Annotated in this window: 18 protein-coding genes and 3 pseudogenes; 12 read left to right on the top strand and 9 right to left on the bottom strand. The window is 46.5% G+C overall.

Annotation, left to right across the window (positions count from 1 at the left end; translation table 11 throughout):
- Positions 1 to 64: 64 nt before the first annotated feature.
- On the top strand, positions 65 to 820 hold the full coding sequence (locus ACIDITHRIX25_RS97675) for a glycosyltransferase family 4 protein (protein WP_201733417.1): 756 nt from the start codon (positions 65 to 67) through the stop codon (positions 818 to 820).
- 690 nt (positions 821 to 1510) lie between these two features.
- Here the strand turns inward: ACIDITHRIX25_RS97675 and ACIDITHRIX25_RS97670 are convergent.
- The gene (locus ACIDITHRIX25_RS97670; protein WP_201733415.1) at positions 1511 to 1753 is read right to left on the bottom strand and encodes a hypothetical protein; all 243 of its coding nucleotides are present in this window, start codon (positions 1751 to 1753) and stop codon (positions 1511 to 1513) included.
- Between the two features lie 72 nt (positions 1754 to 1825).
- On the opposite strand from ACIDITHRIX25_RS97670, the gene ACIDITHRIX25_RS97665 reads away from it, so the two are divergent.
- The 5 genes from ACIDITHRIX25_RS97665 (at position 1826) to ACIDITHRIX25_RS97645 (ending at position 6292) form a co-directional block, all read left to right on the top strand.
- Entirely contained in the window at positions 1826 to 2944 is a 1119-nt protein-coding gene (locus tag ACIDITHRIX25_RS97665; RefSeq protein ID WP_201733414.1) for a tyrosine-type recombinase/integrase, read from the top strand.
- Positions 2910 to 4190 (top strand): hypothetical protein, encoded by a 1281-nt coding sequence (locus tag ACIDITHRIX25_RS97660; protein WP_201733413.1) that lies wholly within the window; start codon positions 2910 to 2912, stop codon positions 4188 to 4190. The genes ACIDITHRIX25_RS97665 and ACIDITHRIX25_RS97660 overlap by 35 nt, the downstream gene beginning before the upstream one ends.
- Positions 4076 to 4825 carry a tyrosine-type recombinase/integrase gene (locus ACIDITHRIX25_RS97655; RefSeq protein ID WP_201733412.1) on the top strand — a complete coding sequence of 250 codons (750 nt, stop codon included), beginning with the start codon at positions 4076 to 4078 and terminating at the stop codon, positions 4823 to 4825. The genes ACIDITHRIX25_RS97660 and ACIDITHRIX25_RS97655 overlap by 115 nt, the downstream gene beginning before the upstream one ends.
- Positions 4822 to 5139 (top strand): DUF6262 family protein, encoded by a 318-nt coding sequence (locus ACIDITHRIX25_RS97650; RefSeq protein ID WP_201733411.1) that lies wholly within the window; start codon positions 4822 to 4824, stop codon positions 5137 to 5139. Before ACIDITHRIX25_RS97655 ends, ACIDITHRIX25_RS97650 begins: the two co-directional genes overlap by 4 nt.
- A 928-nt stretch (positions 5140 to 6067) precedes the next feature.
- Positions 6068 to 6292, top strand: a complete 225-nt coding sequence (locus tag ACIDITHRIX25_RS97645) for a hypothetical protein (RefSeq protein WP_201733410.1) — start codon at positions 6068 to 6070, stop codon at positions 6290 to 6292.
- Between the two features lie 96 nt (positions 6293 to 6388).
- Here the strand turns inward: ACIDITHRIX25_RS97645 and ACIDITHRIX25_RS97640 are convergent.
- Positions 6389 to 6569: pseudogene (locus tag ACIDITHRIX25_RS97640) on the bottom strand (IS1595-like element ISAxf1 family transposase); the annotation flags it as partial.
- 266 nt (positions 6570 to 6835) lie between these two features.
- Here ACIDITHRIX25_RS97640 and ACIDITHRIX25_RS97635 point away from each other — a divergent pair.
- From ACIDITHRIX25_RS97635 to ACIDITHRIX25_RS97620, 4 genes and pseudogenes are all read left to right on the top strand, one after another.
- Positions 6836 to 7267 (top strand): hypothetical protein, encoded by a 432-nt coding sequence (locus ACIDITHRIX25_RS97635; RefSeq protein WP_201733409.1) that lies wholly within the window; start codon positions 6836 to 6838, stop codon positions 7265 to 7267.
- Positions 7194 to 8351: a Mu transposase domain-containing protein gene (locus ACIDITHRIX25_RS97630; protein WP_201731840.1), complete on the top strand. Its 1158-nt coding sequence runs from the start codon at positions 7194 to 7196 to the stop codon at positions 8349 to 8351. The genes ACIDITHRIX25_RS97635 and ACIDITHRIX25_RS97630 overlap by 74 nt, the downstream gene beginning before the upstream one ends.
- A pseudogene (gene istB / locus ACIDITHRIX25_RS97625) lies at positions 8351 to 9114 on the top strand (IS21-like element helper ATPase IstB). The gene ACIDITHRIX25_RS97630 and the pseudogene istB overlap by 1 nt, the downstream one beginning before the upstream one ends.
- Entirely contained in the window at positions 9111 to 9488 is a 378-nt protein-coding gene (locus ACIDITHRIX25_RS97620; protein WP_201731841.1) for a hypothetical protein, read from the top strand. The pseudogene istB and the gene ACIDITHRIX25_RS97620 overlap by 4 nt, the downstream one beginning before the upstream one ends.
- A gap of 1096 nt (positions 9489 to 10584) precedes the next feature.
- On the opposite strand, the pseudogene ACIDITHRIX25_RS97615 reads toward ACIDITHRIX25_RS97620, so the two are convergent.
- A pseudogene (locus ACIDITHRIX25_RS97615) lies at positions 10585 to 11406 on the bottom strand (IS1595 family transposase); the annotation flags it as partial.
- Positions 11407 to 11475: 69 nt separating this feature from the next.
- Positions 11476 to 11814 (bottom strand): helix-turn-helix domain-containing protein, encoded by a 339-nt coding sequence (locus tag ACIDITHRIX25_RS97610; RefSeq protein ID WP_213333454.1) that lies wholly within the window; start codon positions 11812 to 11814, stop codon positions 11476 to 11478.
- A gap of 151 nt (positions 11815 to 11965) precedes the next feature.
- Here ACIDITHRIX25_RS97610 and ACIDITHRIX25_RS97605 point away from each other — a divergent pair, with 151 nt between their 5' ends.
- On the top strand, positions 11966 to 12739 hold the full coding sequence (locus tag ACIDITHRIX25_RS97605; RefSeq protein WP_201733407.1) for a winged helix-turn-helix transcriptional regulator: 774 nt from the start codon (positions 11966 to 11968) through the stop codon (positions 12737 to 12739).
- A 128-nt stretch (positions 12740 to 12867) separates the two neighbouring features.
- Complete coding sequence (locus tag ACIDITHRIX25_RS97600) at positions 12868 to 15273, top strand: IS1634 family transposase (protein WP_201733406.1); 2406 nt, start codon at positions 12868 to 12870, stop codon at positions 15271 to 15273.
- A 116-nt stretch (positions 15274 to 15389) separates the two neighbouring features.
- On the opposite strand, the gene ACIDITHRIX25_RS97595 is transcribed toward ACIDITHRIX25_RS97600, so the two are convergent.
- The 5 genes from ACIDITHRIX25_RS97595 to ACIDITHRIX25_RS97575 all read right to left on the bottom strand — a co-directional run bounded on the left by ACIDITHRIX25_RS97595 (position 15390) and on the right by ACIDITHRIX25_RS97575 (position 19177).
- The gene (locus ACIDITHRIX25_RS97595; RefSeq protein ID WP_201733405.1) at positions 15390 to 16067 is read right to left on the bottom strand and encodes a group II intron maturase-specific domain-containing protein; all 678 of its coding nucleotides are present in this window, start codon (positions 16065 to 16067) and stop codon (positions 15390 to 15392) included.
- A 104-nt stretch (positions 16068 to 16171) separates the two neighbouring features.
- Entirely contained in the window at positions 16172 to 17182 is a 1011-nt protein-coding gene (locus tag ACIDITHRIX25_RS97590) for a site-specific integrase (protein ID WP_201733404.1), read from the bottom strand.
- Positions 17169 to 17381: a site-specific integrase gene (locus tag ACIDITHRIX25_RS97585; protein WP_201733403.1), complete on the bottom strand. Its 213-nt coding sequence runs from the start codon at positions 17379 to 17381 to the stop codon at positions 17169 to 17171. The genes ACIDITHRIX25_RS97590 and ACIDITHRIX25_RS97585 overlap by 14 nt, the downstream gene beginning before the upstream one ends.
- Before the next feature lie 133 nt (positions 17382 to 17514).
- The gene (locus tag ACIDITHRIX25_RS97580; RefSeq protein WP_201733402.1) at positions 17515 to 18564 is read right to left on the bottom strand and encodes a tyrosine-type recombinase/integrase; all 1050 of its coding nucleotides are present in this window, start codon (positions 18562 to 18564) and stop codon (positions 17515 to 17517) included.
- Positions 18551 to 19177, bottom strand: coding sequence for a tyrosine-type recombinase/integrase (locus tag ACIDITHRIX25_RS97575; RefSeq protein ID WP_200891212.1), 627 nt, complete (start codon positions 19175 to 19177; stop codon positions 18551 to 18553). Before ACIDITHRIX25_RS97575 ends, ACIDITHRIX25_RS97580 begins: the two co-directional genes overlap by 14 nt.
- Positions 19178 to 19211: the final 34 nt, after the last annotated feature.

Here is a 19211-nt window from a genome sequence, read left to right as displayed (position 1 = left end):
GGGACAAAGTTATAGCACCACAATAATCAATACACCTTTGACTTGGATCTCGAAGATCACGCCATTGACAAGATCAAAAGTCAAAATCGCTCGAACCTCCTGGGAAGCTTGGTCAATTCCAAAGACAATTGCTAGTTCCCTTCGACAATTTGACGAAATTTGGACCTTTTCGGAGTACGACCGATCCATATTTATCGCATCAGGATTAGATCCCACCAAAATTCGCCGAGTTCCCATAATAGTTAACGCACTAAATATACCGACAAGAGATGTAAGAACTGAAGATACGTCAGCATCGCACCCCTTCACCTACCTATCGATCTTCGACTTTCAGGATAGGAAAGATCTAGCATCTCTATTGCGAGCATTCGAAGGAGTCGCTAGTGTGCACCAAGACTCTCGCCTCATCCTGAAGGTAAATGGTATTAGTACGCCTGAATTAATAAAATTCATGGATGGAGTGCTTCCCCAAGGATTGCGTCAGGAGCTTTTGGAAAAGATCACAATCATCACAGAAAACTTGGACACCTCCGAGATCAAAGATCTCTACCATCGATCCGACGTATTCGTCTTACCATCTCGCGGAGAAGGTTTCGGATTGCCTTATGCAGAAGCTATGATGATGTCCAAACCAGTCATAGCACCAGACAAAGGGGGACATATGGATTTCTGCTCCAATGAAAATTCATACCTAGTGGAGTCAGGTCTTGTTCCCGTTGTAGCTACATCAAACGATCAACTATTTCGAGATTGTCTCTGGCTAGAGGTGGACGAGGAATCGCTCTTTGAGAAAATGAAATATTCACTGTTAACCGGCTAATAAGATCTCATTTCTATATGGATTAGTGGAAACACCGGATTTAACCAGCTCCGATGAGCTTGATCAGATGGTCTAACAACTATGATTCCTCAACTTCACCTACCAAGAAAAAACGCAGATGTTGGCTATGGCTATGACAACTTAGAGCAGGACCAAAAATAAAGAACCTTTTGTTTAATTGGTAGTAGTGACGGGCTGTGGGTCTTGTTGACCAAGAGTAGCCGATGACAAATCGATGGACGAAAGCCATAGCTTTGGGGTTAGCCCGTGTTCTTGGTCCACAAATCCATAGCCCCTTTTGAAGTCTTTACGCATTGGCGATCTCAAAGTGTCATCGGGTTAGCTAAAGGCGGTGCCTGGTCCATAAGCAATGCGGATGTGAATTGAATCCAAAACAATCGGGGAGGAATACCTCACTTTTGTCTCCAAGTCACCTAAATCATCGAATTGCGGCCTAGGGCTCAGAAAGATTGAGGAATACCCCTCTACAACCATATTCGCAACAATCATACTCGCCACAGCGGCCCTTCTCTTTGATGCCTTGGGCCATGGGCTTCACGTAGACATCTGAGGCTATCTCACTTGCGCTGGTGTCGGGTGGATTCTCGAGGAATCCAAAAACTATAGGACTATCGCCAGATTCTGATTGATCCTAAAGCCAAAGAATCGATCAGAATTAATCTCCTTGGTCTAAATTCTTAGTAAGCCCAGGGCCAAGTTGTCATCGATTATCACGACAACGCCGATAAATACGGCTTTACGGGCAAATGCAATTTCACTTGGTTGACTAGAAGCCATCCAAGTGGCAAGCTCAAAAGGAGCGCCAAATAGGTGAATCTTAGCGAAATTGACAGATCCCAAAGGGATCTGTCTGTAACCAACAAATCTCTCATGGCGCGTCGTCGGCATTGAATGGCGACCGCAGTCACTCACTTAGACGTATTGGGCCATAGCGATCGAGCGTTTCCAAATTAGTAAATAAACCCAGAAAATGATGGAAACCTCTTGCTTTTTTGGATCATCTATGGTACATCTGTATCTATGAATGAAGTTGAACTTCGGGTTGAGTATGTAAACGACACTTGGGTACTGACTGGCTCTTGGTTAGCTGGGCTCCAGCTTGTGAACGATTACCTCGGTTATCTAGCTGACCGCAACTATTCACCGAAGACTGTTCGCTCCTACGCCTTTTCGCTCCTTGCTTTTTGTCGGTGGCTGTTGACAGAGAAAATTGATTTGGATACAGTAGACACCAAGGTACTGCTCAAGTATCTATCTTCATGCCGTCAGGCCACAGTTCTAGGCCGGTCCACCTCCAATGTTGTGCGCATTGATGGTACAAGAGTTGATGGTTACGCGCCCGCTACGGTCAATCATCGCCTAGCTGCCATCTCCGGATTGTTCGGGTTTTGGTCAATGCGAGATCCGGAAAAAAGGAGTCCGATTCCACGTGGTGTAAATGTCCGGCGGTTGTCTTCGTCTGAACGTAATGGGCTTTTGGCCCATATAAACCGAGGGCCAAAATACCGTTCAGAACTGAGACTTAGAGATTCAAAGCGTCTGCCTCATGCTCTTAGCTCTAAGGAAGTCGTCAATCTTATTGAGGACATGAAGACCTGGCGCGATAGGGCCATTTGCGGACTTATGGTCTACTGTGGTCTTCGCTCGAGTGAGGTACTTGGTCTCAAAGTCACAGATATAGACATTGGGGCAAGATGGATTCATGTCTTAGGCAAGGGGAGGAAGGAGCGCAAGGTCCCCCTTGATATTGATGTGGCTGGAGTTATCCAGACCTACCTTCTAGTTGAACGTCCAGAATCTTTGAGTGACTGCCTTTTCCTGGTTGCCAAAGGTCCAAATCGTGGACTTCCTCTTTCTTCTGCAGGGCTTCGGTCCATCTTTCGCTATCACCGCATTACAAGTGGCGTTGTCGGCGGGAACCCACATTCCCTAAGACACAGTTTTGGCACTTGCCTAGCTGAGGCCGGGGTCGATTTGGCAGTTATGCAAGCACTGCTCGGACATACCCACACAGATACCACCACCCGTTATATCCATCTTGCACCTATCCATATAAAGGCTGAATTTGATGCAGCTTATGCCCGTAGTCGCAACTTACGCTAATTGCTCAAAGGAAGACATCCTCCTTCACTACGCTAGCGTTCTAAGAGTTGACCCATTTGGCAAATCTAGGCTTATAAATATTGCGACTTCGTATTTCGAATTGCACCCAGATCTTGAGACCTTATCAGATCTCCCACTTTCGTTGAGATTGACTGAATTCCCCAAAGCTGGGCGATTTCTTCTTTTTTTAATGCTGCATGGGTATTTACATCCAGGTTATGACTATTTGGTGGAGCGAAAGCTTTGTGGATTCTGGCATGAACTCGAGGCGAGCCCTATAAAAAGTGATATCGATTCTTTTCTACTTGGCGCACAGAAAGCTGGATTTAGCGAAAAGGTTTCTATACGAGTCGCATCTCAGACGATTGCACGACTGCTAATACAGAGTGGCAAAAGCCTTCATGAACTGAAAGCCTCTGACCTTAGTGACCTAGCCAACGCCTGTCGGGAACGTAAGGATGCGACCGGTCAGGGCTGGGAACACTATAAAATTGCACTCACTGCAGCCGAACGGATACTTTTTCATCTAGGAGTGCTTGAGTCTCCGCCCAAACCTTGTTTGGTGCCCAAGTCATTTTTAGTGAGAATGTCTGATACGCATCCAGCATTGCAGTCTTCACTGATTGAGTATTTGGAGCGGAAATCGGGGACCTGTAGGCTAAAAACTGTAAGCTCGCTGGCAACTCGTCTGTCACACTTTGGTCGCTTTATTTCCAAATGTGATCCTGAACTTACCTCAATTAGAGATCTAGAGCGACGCCGTCACATCGAGCCATATCTAAATTCAATCGCAACTGCAATTAATTCCCGAACTGGCAAACCAATTACAACAGCCGACCAAGCACGGCGCATCCTCGCAGTTACATGTTTTTTTAGAGATATAACCGAATGGGGCTGGGAGGACATCCCAAGTCGTATTTTGATATTTCGCTCCGATATGCCTCGCCTGCCTGATCCGCTTCCACGGTATATACCCATAGATGCAGACCGCAGGCTCACACTGGCACTGCGAAGTTCCAACCACCGTCTAGCTGCCGATGCACTTTTATTAGCCCGAGCTACTGGACTTAGAATCGGGGAACTATTGGATCTTGAACTGGACTGTATCCATGAGATCCCAAACAATGGTTCATGGCTAAAGGTGCCTCTTGGGAAACTCGACACCGAGCGTATGGTCCCCTTGATGAGGAGACGGTCTCAATCATTGACTCTATTGTTGCTACACGAAGTTGCGGAAGGGCATTAATTCATCCCCGAACTGGCAAACCTGCCCAGTTTCTCTTTATGCACTACGGTAGGCGATTATCACAAAATGCGTTAAGAGAAGAACTTTGCAGAGCTGGCGAAGAAGCGGGGATTAGGCATGTAACTCCCCATCAACTCCGTCATACTTTTGCCACTTCTATGGTAAATTCTGGAGTATCACTTCAGGTTCTAATGGCTTTGTTAGGACATAAATCATCAGAAATGAGTCTTCGATATGGCCGTCTTTTTGATTCAACCGTTCGAGCAGAATATGAAAGGGCTCTTAACTTGGTAAAAGCCAGGATTGGACCAATACCGAAAAAGCGTGAGTACATTGCGGTAACACTAGATGAATCTAGCCCCTGGCAGAGTGCTCCTCTTATCAAATCCAGGCTCTCTAAAGGACACTGTCTGCGCTCAGTAGCACAAGGGCCATGCTCGTATTGCAATATCTGTGAGCACTGTGCCAACTTTAGCGTTGATGCCACTAACGTTGCGGTTCTTGATTCCCAGCGCAGGGATAGTCAAATACTGGCAGAGGACGCGACTAATAGGGGTTGGATCACCGAAGCTGATCGTCACCGCTCTTTAGTGGCACGTCTTGACGCACTCATAGAACAAGCAGGTTCAAATTGACGTCACCAGAGGTCATTTCCAAAGTGGAGCAAGCTTGCCGAGAGCTAGTTGACGAAGGCAAAGTGGTTAGTTTTGTTGAAGTTGCCCGTCGGATAGGAATCACGAGAAACAGACTTTATCGAAATGAAGAACTTCGTGCAACTGTAACGGAGTACCGCAATATCAGTCGAGATGTACACACCTTTTTGGGATTATCTGCCGAAATCAGTCACCTACGCACTGCAGTCGAAGTTCTAGCAGACAATGTTCGTCGTCATGAAGAACAGATTCGACGTCTCAGCAGAGAAGATCGTTACCGACGACAGGCGACTTGAAATCTTCAAAAGTCCATAGATTGCTTGAAACAGGATTAGCCGGTTAATCACAGGACAATCCAGATGAAACGGTGGCGAAAGGCAGGACATCACAGCAAGCCATAGAGAATTTTATGACCGATATTCGAAACATTAATAAGTCCGATATATTGGAGGCTCTCCTTCTGGGATATCCACCGAAATTATAAGAATAAAAAAAGAAAGTTACATTTCAAACGATATTCGCTATCACAAAGTCAATAAACAGCAAAACGAGCTCACACAATAAAATTTCGAGGGATATCTCCTCGGGAAAGAAACAACTTTGAAACATCACCCTGAAGATTTCACTCCCTTCTCATGTCCGCCATGAGTCCCGTAATGATGTGACTGCGAAGTTACAAATCATTTTGACATGTGCATAAATTAACAAAACTCCATCCTGTTAGATTAACGGAAAAGACTGATTAATACCCACAAGCCAACTAATACAATTCAAAACCATAGCAGCCGGAAAATACAACTGGCGGGTCCCCATTTAATGGTCCAAAATTAATGTTATTTTTGGATCGGGTTGTTTTTAGGGGTTAGCGACTCTAGGGCAAATCCATAGAGCTTTTTAAGTAATTAGTAGTAGCTGTTTGTTGAGCCTGTGGGCGAAGATCAATCGATTGTGCGTAAACGCGAAGCGTTTTCCACATTTCAACTTTCGTTTGCGTAAAATGAGCAATGTTAGGTCTGATGCATCATTCAGCATGGTTCGTGATTAGTTCCCACCTGGGAAAACAGTTTTAAGCAGTTCTATAGAAGTTTGTCCATCGCGCACCAAAGCGCTGGTGGGAATGGATATATAACACCTATAGTCAGCTAGATGCAATAATGATGCATCTAATAAGTTGGGTCGAAGTACATAATGTTGTATCTGATGCCACAACAGGGAGGAGCACGAATGAGACGACCGTCTGGTTCGGCTGCATTGGTTTTGGTGGGTGCTGGAACGCCACTGCGCGTAGAGCCGATGTTATTTGATGCAATGTTGGAGGGATGGCGATGTCAGCATATGGCGCGTCGACTATCTCCTTCTATGATCCGAAAGAGCTTTCGAGATGAACTCTGGTCCGTTGTCACACCTTATATAGATAGGATGACCTCGGCTTGCTACGATATCATCTAGGACGGCAATAACCCCTAGTGAATCGATCGATCTGGCTGTTATTGACGCTAGGGCTTCCCTCAAAACCTAGGGCTTGAGTATTCATCAACATACTTATCAAGTTTCGTAAGCAAGAGCCATTTTGGAGTCAGATTCGCGGAGTAGCGGATGTGGAGACGCAAACACACATGTATTGAGAAGTCGCTCTACCAAGGACATTTCAAAGTGCCTTGCGTTGAATCGGTATGCGAATTCCTCGAGGCATAAGTTGCTTATGTTCCTCATCTCCGTGGTATGTCAACGGCCATTTGAAAATGCATGAATATGGCCATTTGGCATGAATGAATATAGCCACGAAAATTGCATACAGGATGACCGCCTAGCGTGACGGCCCACTCTCGGGTCTCCTGGACCCGAGAGTGGGCATGCAAAGGCGGTCTGGCTATCACTTTTTGAGAAAAAAGAAGAATGAAGGCCCTTATCTTGGGGCATTATGGATTTATACCACTCCTAATGCCAAGAAAGGGCCCAAAGTGAAGGATAGCAAAGAATCCATGGAAATTATTGAGGCTTACGATCTTTTTAGATCGTATAACGGAGCAGCGCAGTTCGTTGGCTGTTCTCCTAATACCCCTAAAGAAGTATGTTCAAGCACGAAATGCCGGACAACTGATACGACAGGGTCAATATGAGAGGCGTCCTAAGGCCACCGATAAGTTCGCTGGCGTAATTGAGGAAGCCGTTGACAAGTCTAAGGCTAAGGTCCGGGCTAAGGCGATCCATGTCAGGCTGGTGGCGCTAGGTTATAACGGTTCAATTCGAAGCACTAGAAGAGCTGTAGCTACAGCCAAGGTCGCCTGGAGGAAATCTACGCAAAGAATCTTTTGGCCTTGGATTGCCGAGATGGGGAAATGGGCACAGTATGACTTTTCTTCATGGTCCTGTGATCGATGGGAAAAAGACCACACTCTTTCACTTCTATCTCCCTTTCTCTAAGGTGAGGATCGTTAAATGGATCCCGGATCAGTCACTGCCCAATGTGATTATGGCCTTAGATTACTGCTTTAGGTACATAGGGGGTATTCCGGCTTATGTACTCACCGACAACGCTAAGACTGCTGCGGTGAAGCATATCGCAGGGGTGGCTGTCATTAACCCCAAGATGGTCTCCTTCGCTAGTGCGTATGGCTTTAGTATCCAAACTTGCGTTGTCTATGATCCAGCATCAAAAGGTGGAGTAGAAGCTGCAGTTAGGGTGGCAAAAGAAGATATCTGCCCAAAAGACACCAACCTCGTTCAAAACTACAGGAACATCGCTGAACTTGAAGCTGCATGTGCCGCCTATACCACTTCTATCAACTCCGTTGTCCACTCAACCTCAGGCAAGATCCCATCAGTGGTACTTCAATCTGAGGCTATGACATTTCATAGCCTTCCTAAAGTGCCTTATCTCGGTGCTTATGGAGTGATGCGCAAGGTAGAGCCAAAGATGCCCATCGTTAGGTTCAACCACTGTGGTTACTCGGTACCAGCGAAATATCGTCGCGAAGTAGTCTATGTTCGCAGCGTTGGGGAAGAAGTGGTCATCGTAGCCCAGGAAGAAGCTGGTGGATATGTTAACGAAATAGCTCGCCATGCAAGAGGAGAAGCTTTCAGCTATGTCATTGACGATTCTCATAAGGAACCAGATCATCCCAATGGCCCACTTGTGAGGATGCCGATTCCGACCAATGAAACTCAGGCTAAGTTTCTTTCAATTACACCTGATGCTAGCCAATGGCTCATTAGGGCTTGTAATAGTGGAGCCAGCGGTATTGAAACCTCGATAGCAGATCTAGTGGGCTACGCCAATAATGAAGTCTCCTCTTCAATAATTGAGGAGTCACTTCGTCTTGGAGCCTTCAATCACTCGGTAATAGCTGATCTCTTGGTAATTCACAAAAGGTCAGCTCGTAGTGGAACTAAGGCCACTTCACCACAGAGTTCCAAACCACAGAGTTCTAATGGTGCATCTAGCTCACCACAGGGTCCCTATGGTGCATCTACTGACGCCTGGTCCAAACTTGCGGCGGTGTCATAATGGCCGATAATATAATCCAAGACGAGATCGAAGCTATGACCAAGCGTCTTAGGCTTCCTCATATTAGGCGGAGCTACTATGATTTAGCTCTTTCGGCCCGAGCACAGCGATGGGATCCCATGGAGATGATCCGGCTGCTATTGGAAATCGAGCTAAAAGGCAGAAATGCTTCTACGTTAGAGATTCGCCGCATAGCAGCGAATCTCCCCTCCAATCGAACCCTAGAGGGGTTTGACTCATCCATATCATCGATTCCAAATAGAACCATTATGGGATTGTCCAACTTGGAGTGGGTAAGACTAAAGAGAACTTACTGGTTCTTGGTCCTCCTGGAACGGGTAAGAGCTTTCTGGCGGAGGCACTTGCAAGTGCTGGAATCGAAGCAGGTTTCAGGGTAGCTTGGTACACCCCTGAAACTCTGTGTCGTTATATGGATATAGCTAAGGCCACTGACACCTTGGCGAAGATGATGCTCAAATTGATGAGAATGGATTTGATTGTCATTGACGACCTAGGAATACTTCCTATGAACTCTATGGAATCAGAGTCTCTCTATCGGGCGGTCGATGCTTGTTATGAGAAGACTTCAATGATTGTGACCTCGAATTACCCTATAGCGTCCTTCGACGAGATCATCACGCCTAGATCTCTCGCTGCAGCACTTGTTGATCGTCTGGCTCATCATGGCCATCTCATAGAAACCAAAGGAGACTCTATTCGCCTTAGCCAAGCTCTTTCGGGTAAAGGTGTGGTGCCACTATGAGCCAGAGACCAGCGTTAGATGATCCCTCCTATCACAACGATAGAGAGGCGTTAGATGATCCCTCTCTAAAGAAGTCCTGTCCTATCTGTGGAGGTCAATTTGTCTCAATCGGTCGACGCATCTATTGTTCGGCAACTTGTAAACATAGAGCCTATCGAAGACGCCATCAAGGATTGGTGAGCAATGCCATAGTTGGAATAAGTAAACCTCGTCGAAATATCAGTATCTATGAGTGTCCTTCTTGTGGAGTGCACGAACTCGGCATACAACGCTGTAGCGATTGTGGAGTCTTCATGACTCGCGTTGGCATTGGCGGGCTGTGCCCTCACTGCGACGAGCCTCTCGCAGTAGGCGAACTCATGGGAGAGATATAGAGATAACACTCTTAGAAACCCAGTAATAATCAAATAAGAGCCCAACCAAGGCCTAACATAGTCCTTGGTTGGGCTCTATCTATATAGGACTCTATCCGTGTAGTGCTCTATCTATATCGGCGACTATCAGGACGATTGATACATCCATTCGGTTTCTCGATTGATAGCTGCTGGTGCCCTACTGTCACCAGACTCGGAGAAATCTCCGTTCCTCATGAATCAAATGACCACACATGGATCTCACGCTTTAGACCCCACACTTTAGAGAACTAATGACGATATGTCTTAGCTCTTGACCAAAGAGAACCAACAAGGATAGCGAATCGTCACCATATAGACAAAGCCCACGGGATCCAACCCTTGTCGCGAATGTTCCACGATCTCATTGATTCGCCATGTCAACTGATTCGCCATGTCAACTGATTCGCCATGTCAACTTCATGCCCAAGAGCTGATGGGGCCAATTTGTTCGATTGCAAGCAAACCTATCGTCGCTCTATCGTCGCGCAACGGGCCATTGGGGTTCACGATGGGGCCTCTTGGTTGGGTTGGGTAACTTGCGGTGCCGTCACTACTCGCTAGTTCTCTAGAATCTAGAACCTAGAACCTCCACCTATCCAGGAACGTAATGGGGGTTATTGAGTTGTGAACGATTGCTACGCAAACGAAAGTTGAAATGTGGAAAACGCTTCGCGTTTACGCACAATCCAACGATCTTCGCCCACGAGGCTCTTTCAACCTGTAGCTACTACCCATAAAAAAGAATAATAAAGAGATCTTTTCCAAGTCGCCCTCAACGAAATCTCAACCCTATCTAAAAATCACACTGCGCCTCGATGGAGCACTTTCATCTAATCGACAATTAACTGCTCTTGGATGCAAGTTGGAGTAGTTAATAGACCTTTGCGACCAAAGGTTACATTATTTCACCTCCTCGACAAGAAATGCCCATAGAAGGACCGAATGAAATAGCTACTGTAATAGTAAAAAAAGCGGCCTCAGATAAACGCGAGCTGTGGTAAAATGTGCAAAAGTGATGGCCACTTGTATGCATTCTTCGTGTCCACCAACTTGCAGTTCTCAATGGCCAGTAACAGTGGTATGTTCCGTCGATAAATTTCTTGCAGTTCCCAATTTAGGATCTTGAGCCATTTGAATGTTACATGTGCTTGTTCGTCTTTGGATAGAGTGAACCAGTGCGCTAGTCCAAGGTCTTTCAGCACATACCCCGTAACTTGGGTTACCATTACTTATCAGCTTGGTATCGGAATCTCAACGTCTCACAAAAACATCTTTGGGTGATTTAGCAGTGGTATCTTTGATTACTTCCATGAAGCAATGAGTAGGAGCACCATTGCTAATCGACACTCCAATTAGAACATTGGTTTGTTTTGTTCCCTTTCCTCGTTAGCCTTCGCCATGGCTCTCACCACCTAAAAAGAACTCATCTACTCAGGCGTTTCCTCCAAGTTTGTATAAACCATTTCGGTCAGCCATTACGCTCAGCCATTACGCTCAGCCATTGCCTTAGGTAGCTTATTTAGCATCAACCAGCCAGTTGGATAAGATACTTGAACGAATTTAGCAAGGGCTCTGATGGCTAGGGGGTAGTAGCCGAAAGACCACGCTTGTCGTTGGACAATAGATAGATAGATAGCAGAAAACCACTTGGATAAAGAGATATGGCTTCGATGAAAGATAGTCCCGGAGGTAACGCTAGTTTGACGGTGAAAAGATTTACATTGAAAAAGTGGAGCTCGAGATGCTGCATTTCTTGAAATGATTTGCCCTGACTAAGGTAAATTGGTCGAAGTCACACTTTGGGCATCTAAATCCCTCATAGCATAAGCAATTTGATCAAATGATCTTCACATGCTTCCTCTGAAGCGAAGCGTACCATAAAGCCTGAGAGATCCACCTAGACAGCTTTATCGAACATCTGTTCTACTAAAGATTAGCTCCAATCTGGTCTCGGTGGAGGCGAAACTTACGAAACTTGATAGGTATGTTCATCAATGATATTTAGGATCTTGATAGTACGAGTATCGGTTGTCTGGTCGAATTGAAAGTCAAGTGCCCATGAAACGTGTTTCTCCAGGGGAACGTTGTAGCCCATGGCTTGTCCATGGCCAACAGGTGACTTTCTCTTCTTCTTATAGGGTACTTTCAAACCGGCTTGTCGCCAAAGAGACCTTACCTTTTTGATATTGACATGGTATCCCTTGTCTATGACGTAGCGATATGCTCTTTTGTAACCTTGAGCTTTGTGTTCTAGGACAAACGTTCTAAGGAATTGCGTGATCTCTTCGTCTAATGACTTTTCCACAATCTTTGGACCGCCTCGCTGAAATCTTTGGACCATGATTCCACAATCTTTGGACCACCTCGCCGAAATCTTTGGACCACCTGATTCTTTATCTGATTAACTTGCTTTGGCGTCTTGAAAAATGTGGACGCCAAAGGAGGAATGAACATAAATGGCTTCAAAGAAATGGAAGGTGGATATGAAAGATATCCGTAATTTATTGGCTCTTGTAGCCAAGGGTAGTTACAGCAATAGAGAGATAGCAACATCGCTTGGTATCTCACACCAAAGCGTAAGTCGACATCTCGATAGGCTCGCCAAAGCAGGCGTTAGTACCCAAGAGGCATGCGACCTTGACGATGAGGCACTCTCTGCTATCTGCTATCCAAATAGTCCGGGTCCAAAATCCAATGGAGCGGTAATGCCGAATTTGGATGCAATACTCACAGAGCTAGCCAAGCCGAACCCACCAACTCGCAAAGTACTTTTTGACGAGTATTGTGAGCAATTTCCCGATGAGCACTATGGATATTCGCAATTTGCCGAATTTATCCGTCAAGCCAAAAAAGACCGTAGTCTCACGATGCACTTAGAGCATGTACCAGGGGATCAGTTATTGATTGACTTCGCTGGGGATAAGGTGGGAATCTACTCATCGCCAGGTGCTAGTGATCCCGACTACCAAGCCTCTATTTTTGTTGCTACTCTTGCCTTTTCAGGCAAGACATTTATTTGGGCTACCAGATATCAAGATGTATCTTGTGTGATAGATGCAACCGAAAGGGCTCTCTACTTCTTTGGCGGTGTTGTAGGTCGATTAGTCCCAGACAATATGGCTGCAGCGGTAACTACCGCCAAAGGTCCTAAGACTGCGCTGAAGCTAACCCCAGTTTCGGCTGAATTCCCCCCAAGAGCCTGTTTAAGCCCCCTTTTAGCCCCTATTTAGGGGTAACCCCTATTTGGAGATGCTGGTAGATGAAGTTCGGTTTTCTCAAGTGGCGAATGTAGTGCCCTAAGCTGAGAGTTAGCTGCGAATATTGACCTACAAGGTAATTCATCTGGTATACTTGTTATATGTTCATTCGCGAGAAGACCACTAAGAATAAGGCAACTGGAACTAAATATATAAAGCATCAGTTAGTTAGGTCTTATCGCGAAGGAGACAAAGTACGCCAAGAGATAGTTATGGATCTAGGACGACTTGAGATTGATCCTAAGGACTACAAGAAGCTAGCTCAGATATTGACGATGAGACTAGCTGGCTCTGAGTCTTTGTTTGAAGGTGACCTAGAACTAAAGTCAATCGCCGATAAAGTTCTATCTAGCTTTTCTGTTACTCAAACACTTCGCTCTGATCGTGAAGTAATCACAAAAGATGCCGAGTTCCTAAATGTCAATACATCATCTCTAGAGGCATCTGATATTAGGCGCTTAGGTCCTGAACTAATAGCTAGTAGCTTCTATGACAGATTGAAGATCAAAGAGCAGCTACTACGGTGTGGCCTTAGTGAAAAAGAGACAGCAATTGCTAAAGCTGTAATATGTGCTCGTTTGGTTGCTCCTTCTTCTGATCTTGAAACACATCGCTTCCTAAAAGAGGACTCTGCACTCTATGAATTGGTAGACCAAGACCTTAGCAATATCGGTAAAGATGCTATTTATGAGATAGCTGATGCTATCTACGAAGCCAAAGACTCAATCGAGATGGCACTTATCAAAGCCGAGAATGAGCTTTACCCAACTAATAAGCGTCTCTTTTTATTTGATCTTACCAATGCCTATTTTGAGGGACGAACACTTGGTAATGATCTAGCCCAATATGGCCACTCCAAAGAGAAGCGCTTCGACTGTACTTTAGTAAGTCTTGCCCTTTTGGTGGATGATCGTGGACTACCGATCTATAGCCACATATATCCCGGTAATCAGTCAGAGCCTGAAACCCTTGGTGATGTCTTATCTAGTATCTCTAGTCACCTAAGACAGGGACTCTTTAGCGAAGATCTCCCAACGGTTATCATGGATAGAGGGATAGCAACTTATGACAACATCGCACTGATTGAGTCCTATGGTCTTAGCTATCTGGTAATTACACGCGCTAATGCAGCTAGACACTATCTAGCTGAACTACGCCAAGGAAAAGATACCTTCTTAGAGATCAAGAACTCCTCCAATGAGAGCATCTACATCAAAGAACTGGGTGATGACCTGGGTGTTGAGCTGGACGGCAAGGTGGGAGTTGTCGAGTCGGGTGCCGAGATGGATGGCAAGGTGGGAGTTGCCGAGGGAGAAGTTGCTGAGGTAGAAGTTGCCGAATCGGGTGCTGAGATGGGTGCCGAGATGGGAGTTGCTGAGATAGGTGGCCACCTTGGCGTTGAGGTGGATGACAAGGGAGAAGCTGCTGAGTCGGGTGCCGAGGGAGAAGTTGCCGAATCGGGTGCCGAGGGAGAAGTTGCTGAGTCGGGTGGCCACCTGGGTGCTGAGGTGGATTCTGAGCAAATAGTTGTTCATCTACAAGGCAGTGAGTCGATGGGCATCGAGTCGATGGGCATCGAGTCGATGCGTGTTGATTTCATCGATGCTGGATCACTCAGCGCTCATCCACAAGCTAACCATTCACTTGGCGGCGAGTCCCTCGGTATCGATTCGATGGATACTGCTCCACAAGTTGGCGGTCCACAGGCCAAGCACTCCCAGAGCAATGAACCCCAAGCCAACCATTCCAATAGAGCTCAACCATACGCAAGTGGCTCCATGGACAACAAGATAAAGCAGATCCTATGTATCTCAGAGCGTCGCAGGGATAAAGAAGAGGCAATTGCTAGAGGTATGCAAACTAAGTTCCAGAGTGCATTTGACAAACTAGCTGACTCAGTTAAGCGTGGTCAATATTCCAATGCCACAACTGTGGCTTCAAGAATAGGAAAGCTAAAGCAAGAGCATCGCTCTATTGCACGTCGCTATGAGATAGATACCATAACTGGCGATGACCAAAAAGTCAAAGAGCTGGTTTTGACCGAGAAACCAAAAGTAAAAGAAGCAGCTGAGACTCTCTATGGTGCCTATGTGATTGAGACCAATAGGAACGATCTAGAACCAGAAGAGATCTGGAAGCTCTATATGACCCTAACAAAGGTAGAGGATGCATTCAAAGCCCTAAAGAGCAATCTAGGGATGAGACCGATCTATCACCAACTAGCTAGTCGTACCGCTGCTCATCTATTTATCTCAGTAGTTGCTTATCACCTCTATGGAGCAATTGCACTTAGCTTATCTCAAGCCGGTGACAAAAGAAGTGTTCACAGCATTCTTGCTCAAGTGTCTACCCATAGCCGCTTGAACGTAACGATGTTAGATGATAACAAACGTCTACATAACCTTCGTATCTCCTCTACTCCAAACTCTACCCAAAAAGAGATCTACTCTATTCTTGGAGTAGTAGATACCCTAGCTCGAACCAAGAAGGTGATTGCTCAACTGTAGTGCCCAAATCCAGACACCAATATGCTCATGACCTGGGCTTTCATGGGGTGGTTGTCGAGTGGCGGGGAGGAACTTCCCCTCCCCGCTCTCACAGAACCGTGCGTGAACCTCTCAATTCACACGGCTCCTAGCGAACCGACTTTTGGTATTACCCCAAATGACCAGTGAGCCCAAAGATTGGGTTCACGTTCGGCTATTTGAGATAGGTATTTCCAAGCATTTGCTCGTATGCTAAGTCGCCTGTACTTTTTGCGTGCCCATCTAATCAAATAGATATTGATACGTCGGAGGAGTTGGCCTAATCTGGATTTGTAGAAGCGTCCATAGTAGTTGATCCAGCCTAAGATCACCGGGTTGTAAAGCCTGGCGAGTTCGGCTATGGTTTGGCCTGTTTGGAGGTGAATACGAAACCGCCTAAGTTCTCTGCCCATTTCTTCTACCGCTTTATCTGAAGCCGCTGGCAGGAAGTTGTTAAACTGCTGCTTGAACTTATTGCGGGCGTAGCGTGGTGCAAAGGTAAATCCTAGAAAGTCAAAGCGTATTTGTTCGAACTCTCCTTTACGGTTGGAGTCCTTACAATAGACGATTTTGGTCTTTTGTGGATGTAACTCCAACTTGACCTGCGTCATTCTCTGACCTATAGCCTCTAGGATCTCTTCGGCTCGTTTCTTTGTTTCCACATGTACCAAAAGGTCATCCGCGTATCGTTCAAACGGGGCATCCGGGAAGTTCTTTACCATCCATTTGTCAAAAGCGTAATGTAAGAACAGATTCGCCAAAATCGGAGAAATCACCCCGCCTTATGTGAAGCAAACGATTATGCGAAGTTGAAAGACATACCCGCATTTCACGGTGGTATTTGGGTCTGATTTACTTCGCATAATCGGGTATCAATTCCTCAAAAACCTGTCAACCAGGCAAGGAGGTTAGCATCGTCCTTCCATTCGGGCAAATCTGGCGAGATCATGTTGGGATACGCCTTTTCGAGAGCTTGGCGTTTCAACTCGGTATCGGCTCGGGCATAAATCTCGGTAGTGGAAATATCTACATGCCCCAAGAGGTCGCGGATATAGATCAAGTTCACTCCAGCTTGGAGCAAGTGCATTGCTTTAGAATGACGAAAAACATGGGGAGTTATACCTTCTGGAACGATTGGTGAAACCAATCGAGCAGAAGCCGCGTATTTGTCGAGAATATAAGCTACGCCCTTGGAAGTTAGCTTCTGATGCTGACGGTTACAAAAAAGTGGGACATCATCGGTTCGGTTACTACCCAGATGATTCTCTTTTAGATACGCCTTGAGCAACGCTTGTGTAGGAGACATCAACGGTACCTGACGAGTTTTTCTACCCTTGCCGGTCAACGAGAGAACCGGTGGAGGATCGAGTCGCACATCTCTCACGCGTAGGTCGACCAATTCTTGAACCCTCGCACCGGAATCATAGAGCACAGCGAGCAACGTAGTGTCGCGCCGTCCCTGACGTGTTGTGCGGTTGGGCTGGGATAATATCAGCTGCATTGCGTTGGCGCTGAGATGATTGACGAGCGGTTGCGGTGTCTTTTTCATAGGGATGGCCAGGATCCTCTGGTACGACAAGAGTCCAGCGGGGTCTTGAACTTGTAAATAGCGGAAAAACCCGTGTAGACATGCGAGGCGTTGGTTACGAGTCGATTTAGCGTTGTGCCGTTCCTCTTCCAACCAGTTGAGGAACCCTATGATTAACTGATCGTCGATATCACAAAGGGTGAGTCGTTCTACTGCTAAGTGCCGCTCACCTTGACAGTAGCCAAGAAACAACTTAAAGGTATCCCGATAGGAGTCAATCGTATTCGGACTGACATTTCTGTGGCCTGGTAGATAGAGGGACAAATAGGTAGATAATGCTCGGGCGAAGTCAGTCGGTTTCATTTGAGCCACTTCCAATCTCTGGCATAATATAGCCAAAGGCCTGTTCCATCTGGGCGGTGATATCTGGATAGAGTTCGGCCGTCAAGCTTAAGTAATAGGCGGTATCACTAAATTCGTAATGGCCGAGGTACGTTTTCAGAATGGGTAGATAGGCGCCAAGGTCCTTACCTTCGCGAACCCATTTACGTAAGCAATGCACGGAATAGGTATGGCGAAAGAAATCCAAACGTTTGGATTTCTTTCGTTATCCCAACCTTAATAAAATCCCAACCTTGGCCCCCAAAACGATCTGACACCGGCCAGCTTTGAGAGAAAAGGTTGGGATTTTTTCTTCACTTTTCCAGAGATGCTACGCCGCAGAATGCAGCGAGGCCGCCGCTCCCCGTTTTCCATTTCTTTGAGACGGTTCGGTCTTTCTCGTCTTCTATAGTTGCCAGGGCTTGCAATTCTTGTTCGAGAGTAATGTCTAGATAGACCATCGTCGTCTGCAGTTGTTCATGGCCTAGTAGAAAGGAAATCTGCACAATATTCATTCCGTCCTCTAGCCAATGGGAGGCCTTTGCATGCCGCAGTTGATGGGCATGCAAATCCAGGGGGACCTCAGGACGCCGTGTGTGGGCGATGCCGGCATGTTTCTTTAGTTGCTTGTTGACCGCTGTCTGACTCATTTTTCCCTGGGGCCCAATGTTGCGGGAATAAAAAACATACGCAGTGGGGTGGGGCATATCCCCATGGAATTCTTTGAGGTATTGCTTCAAATGGGCTACAGCCCTCGGAAGCAGATAGAGAGTGCGGATTTTGCGCCCTTTGCCGACGATCGTGACGTGCGGTTTGGCGGCATCTAAATGCAGGTGTTCCATTGTCAAAGAGAGGATCTCATCTAAGCGCATAGCAGTGCCATATAGCGTAACCATGAGAGCTAGGTCGCGCCGTCCCGACTTGGTGGATCCATCTGGCACGGCCAACAAGGCCTGCATGGCTGATTTACTCATTCCATGGACGGGCTTATGCATGTCCTTCATTCTTGGGATGAGGGTGGCATCTTCAAACAAGTACAGTAGTGCGATGTCTTGTCTTCCTATGTATTTGAGAAACGCCCCCATGGAGGCCAGGCGATTGTTACAGGTGGCAGGGCTACAGCCACGCTCGGTCAAGAGCCATTGCATCCATTCTTCGATCATGGCGCGGCTGAAACACGGGGCCCCTAGCGTTTCGGTACGAATCCCTTTTTCCTTTTCCAAAAAGCCGAGATATAAGACGATGGCATCTCTATATGATTTCGCAGTATGTTGACTGTAGGTCTGTTGGGACAGAACATACGTATTCAAAAATGTGTTGATGTGACGGGCAATGAGAATTGATTCATTGTTAGCTTTTTTCATTAGCCACCTCCGGAACAATCTGATCGAAATCGGCGCTGGTTTTTTCTTCAAGGATCTGTGCCAGTCCCGGTACTAGGCAATAGTAATTCTTGGTGCTTTCCACCGTGCAATGGCCCATGCTCTTGGAGAGATAGAGGAGCTTGGCATCGAATCCAAAACCAACATCGATCCAGCGATTGACGTTGGTGATGGCATAATGGTGCCGAAGGGCATATGCCGTCGCATGCGACGAGTGACATTGATCCCAGAGCACTCGGAAGTTCGTTTGCACCCATTGCCGAGTGTGACATGAGTCACCGCGAGCCGGAAATAGATAGGTACGATTCGGATACCAACGGGAAATAGCCGCATCATACCGGGTCAACAGATCAAACATGGAGTCGGCCAGCACGACGTGATGCTGGGCACGCCCTTTGGAATAGCGAATATTCAAAATGCCATGCTGCCAGTCCACATCTTCTACCCGCAACAGGCGAGCCTCATTCGTACGCAGTCCGCTGCTATAGAGAAGCCGGAAGAAGACCGGAATGGTGATCTTACGCAACCGTTGGTCGGGCGTGCTTGAACCCGAAGGCAGGTTGTCACAGGCTCGGAAAAAATTCGTTAGTTCCACTTCCGTGAAGGCATGGGGAATATATGTACGGGGC

This window comes from Acidithrix sp. C25, assembly GCF_904848545.2.
This window is presented reverse-complemented; position numbering and strand designations above follow the sequence as displayed.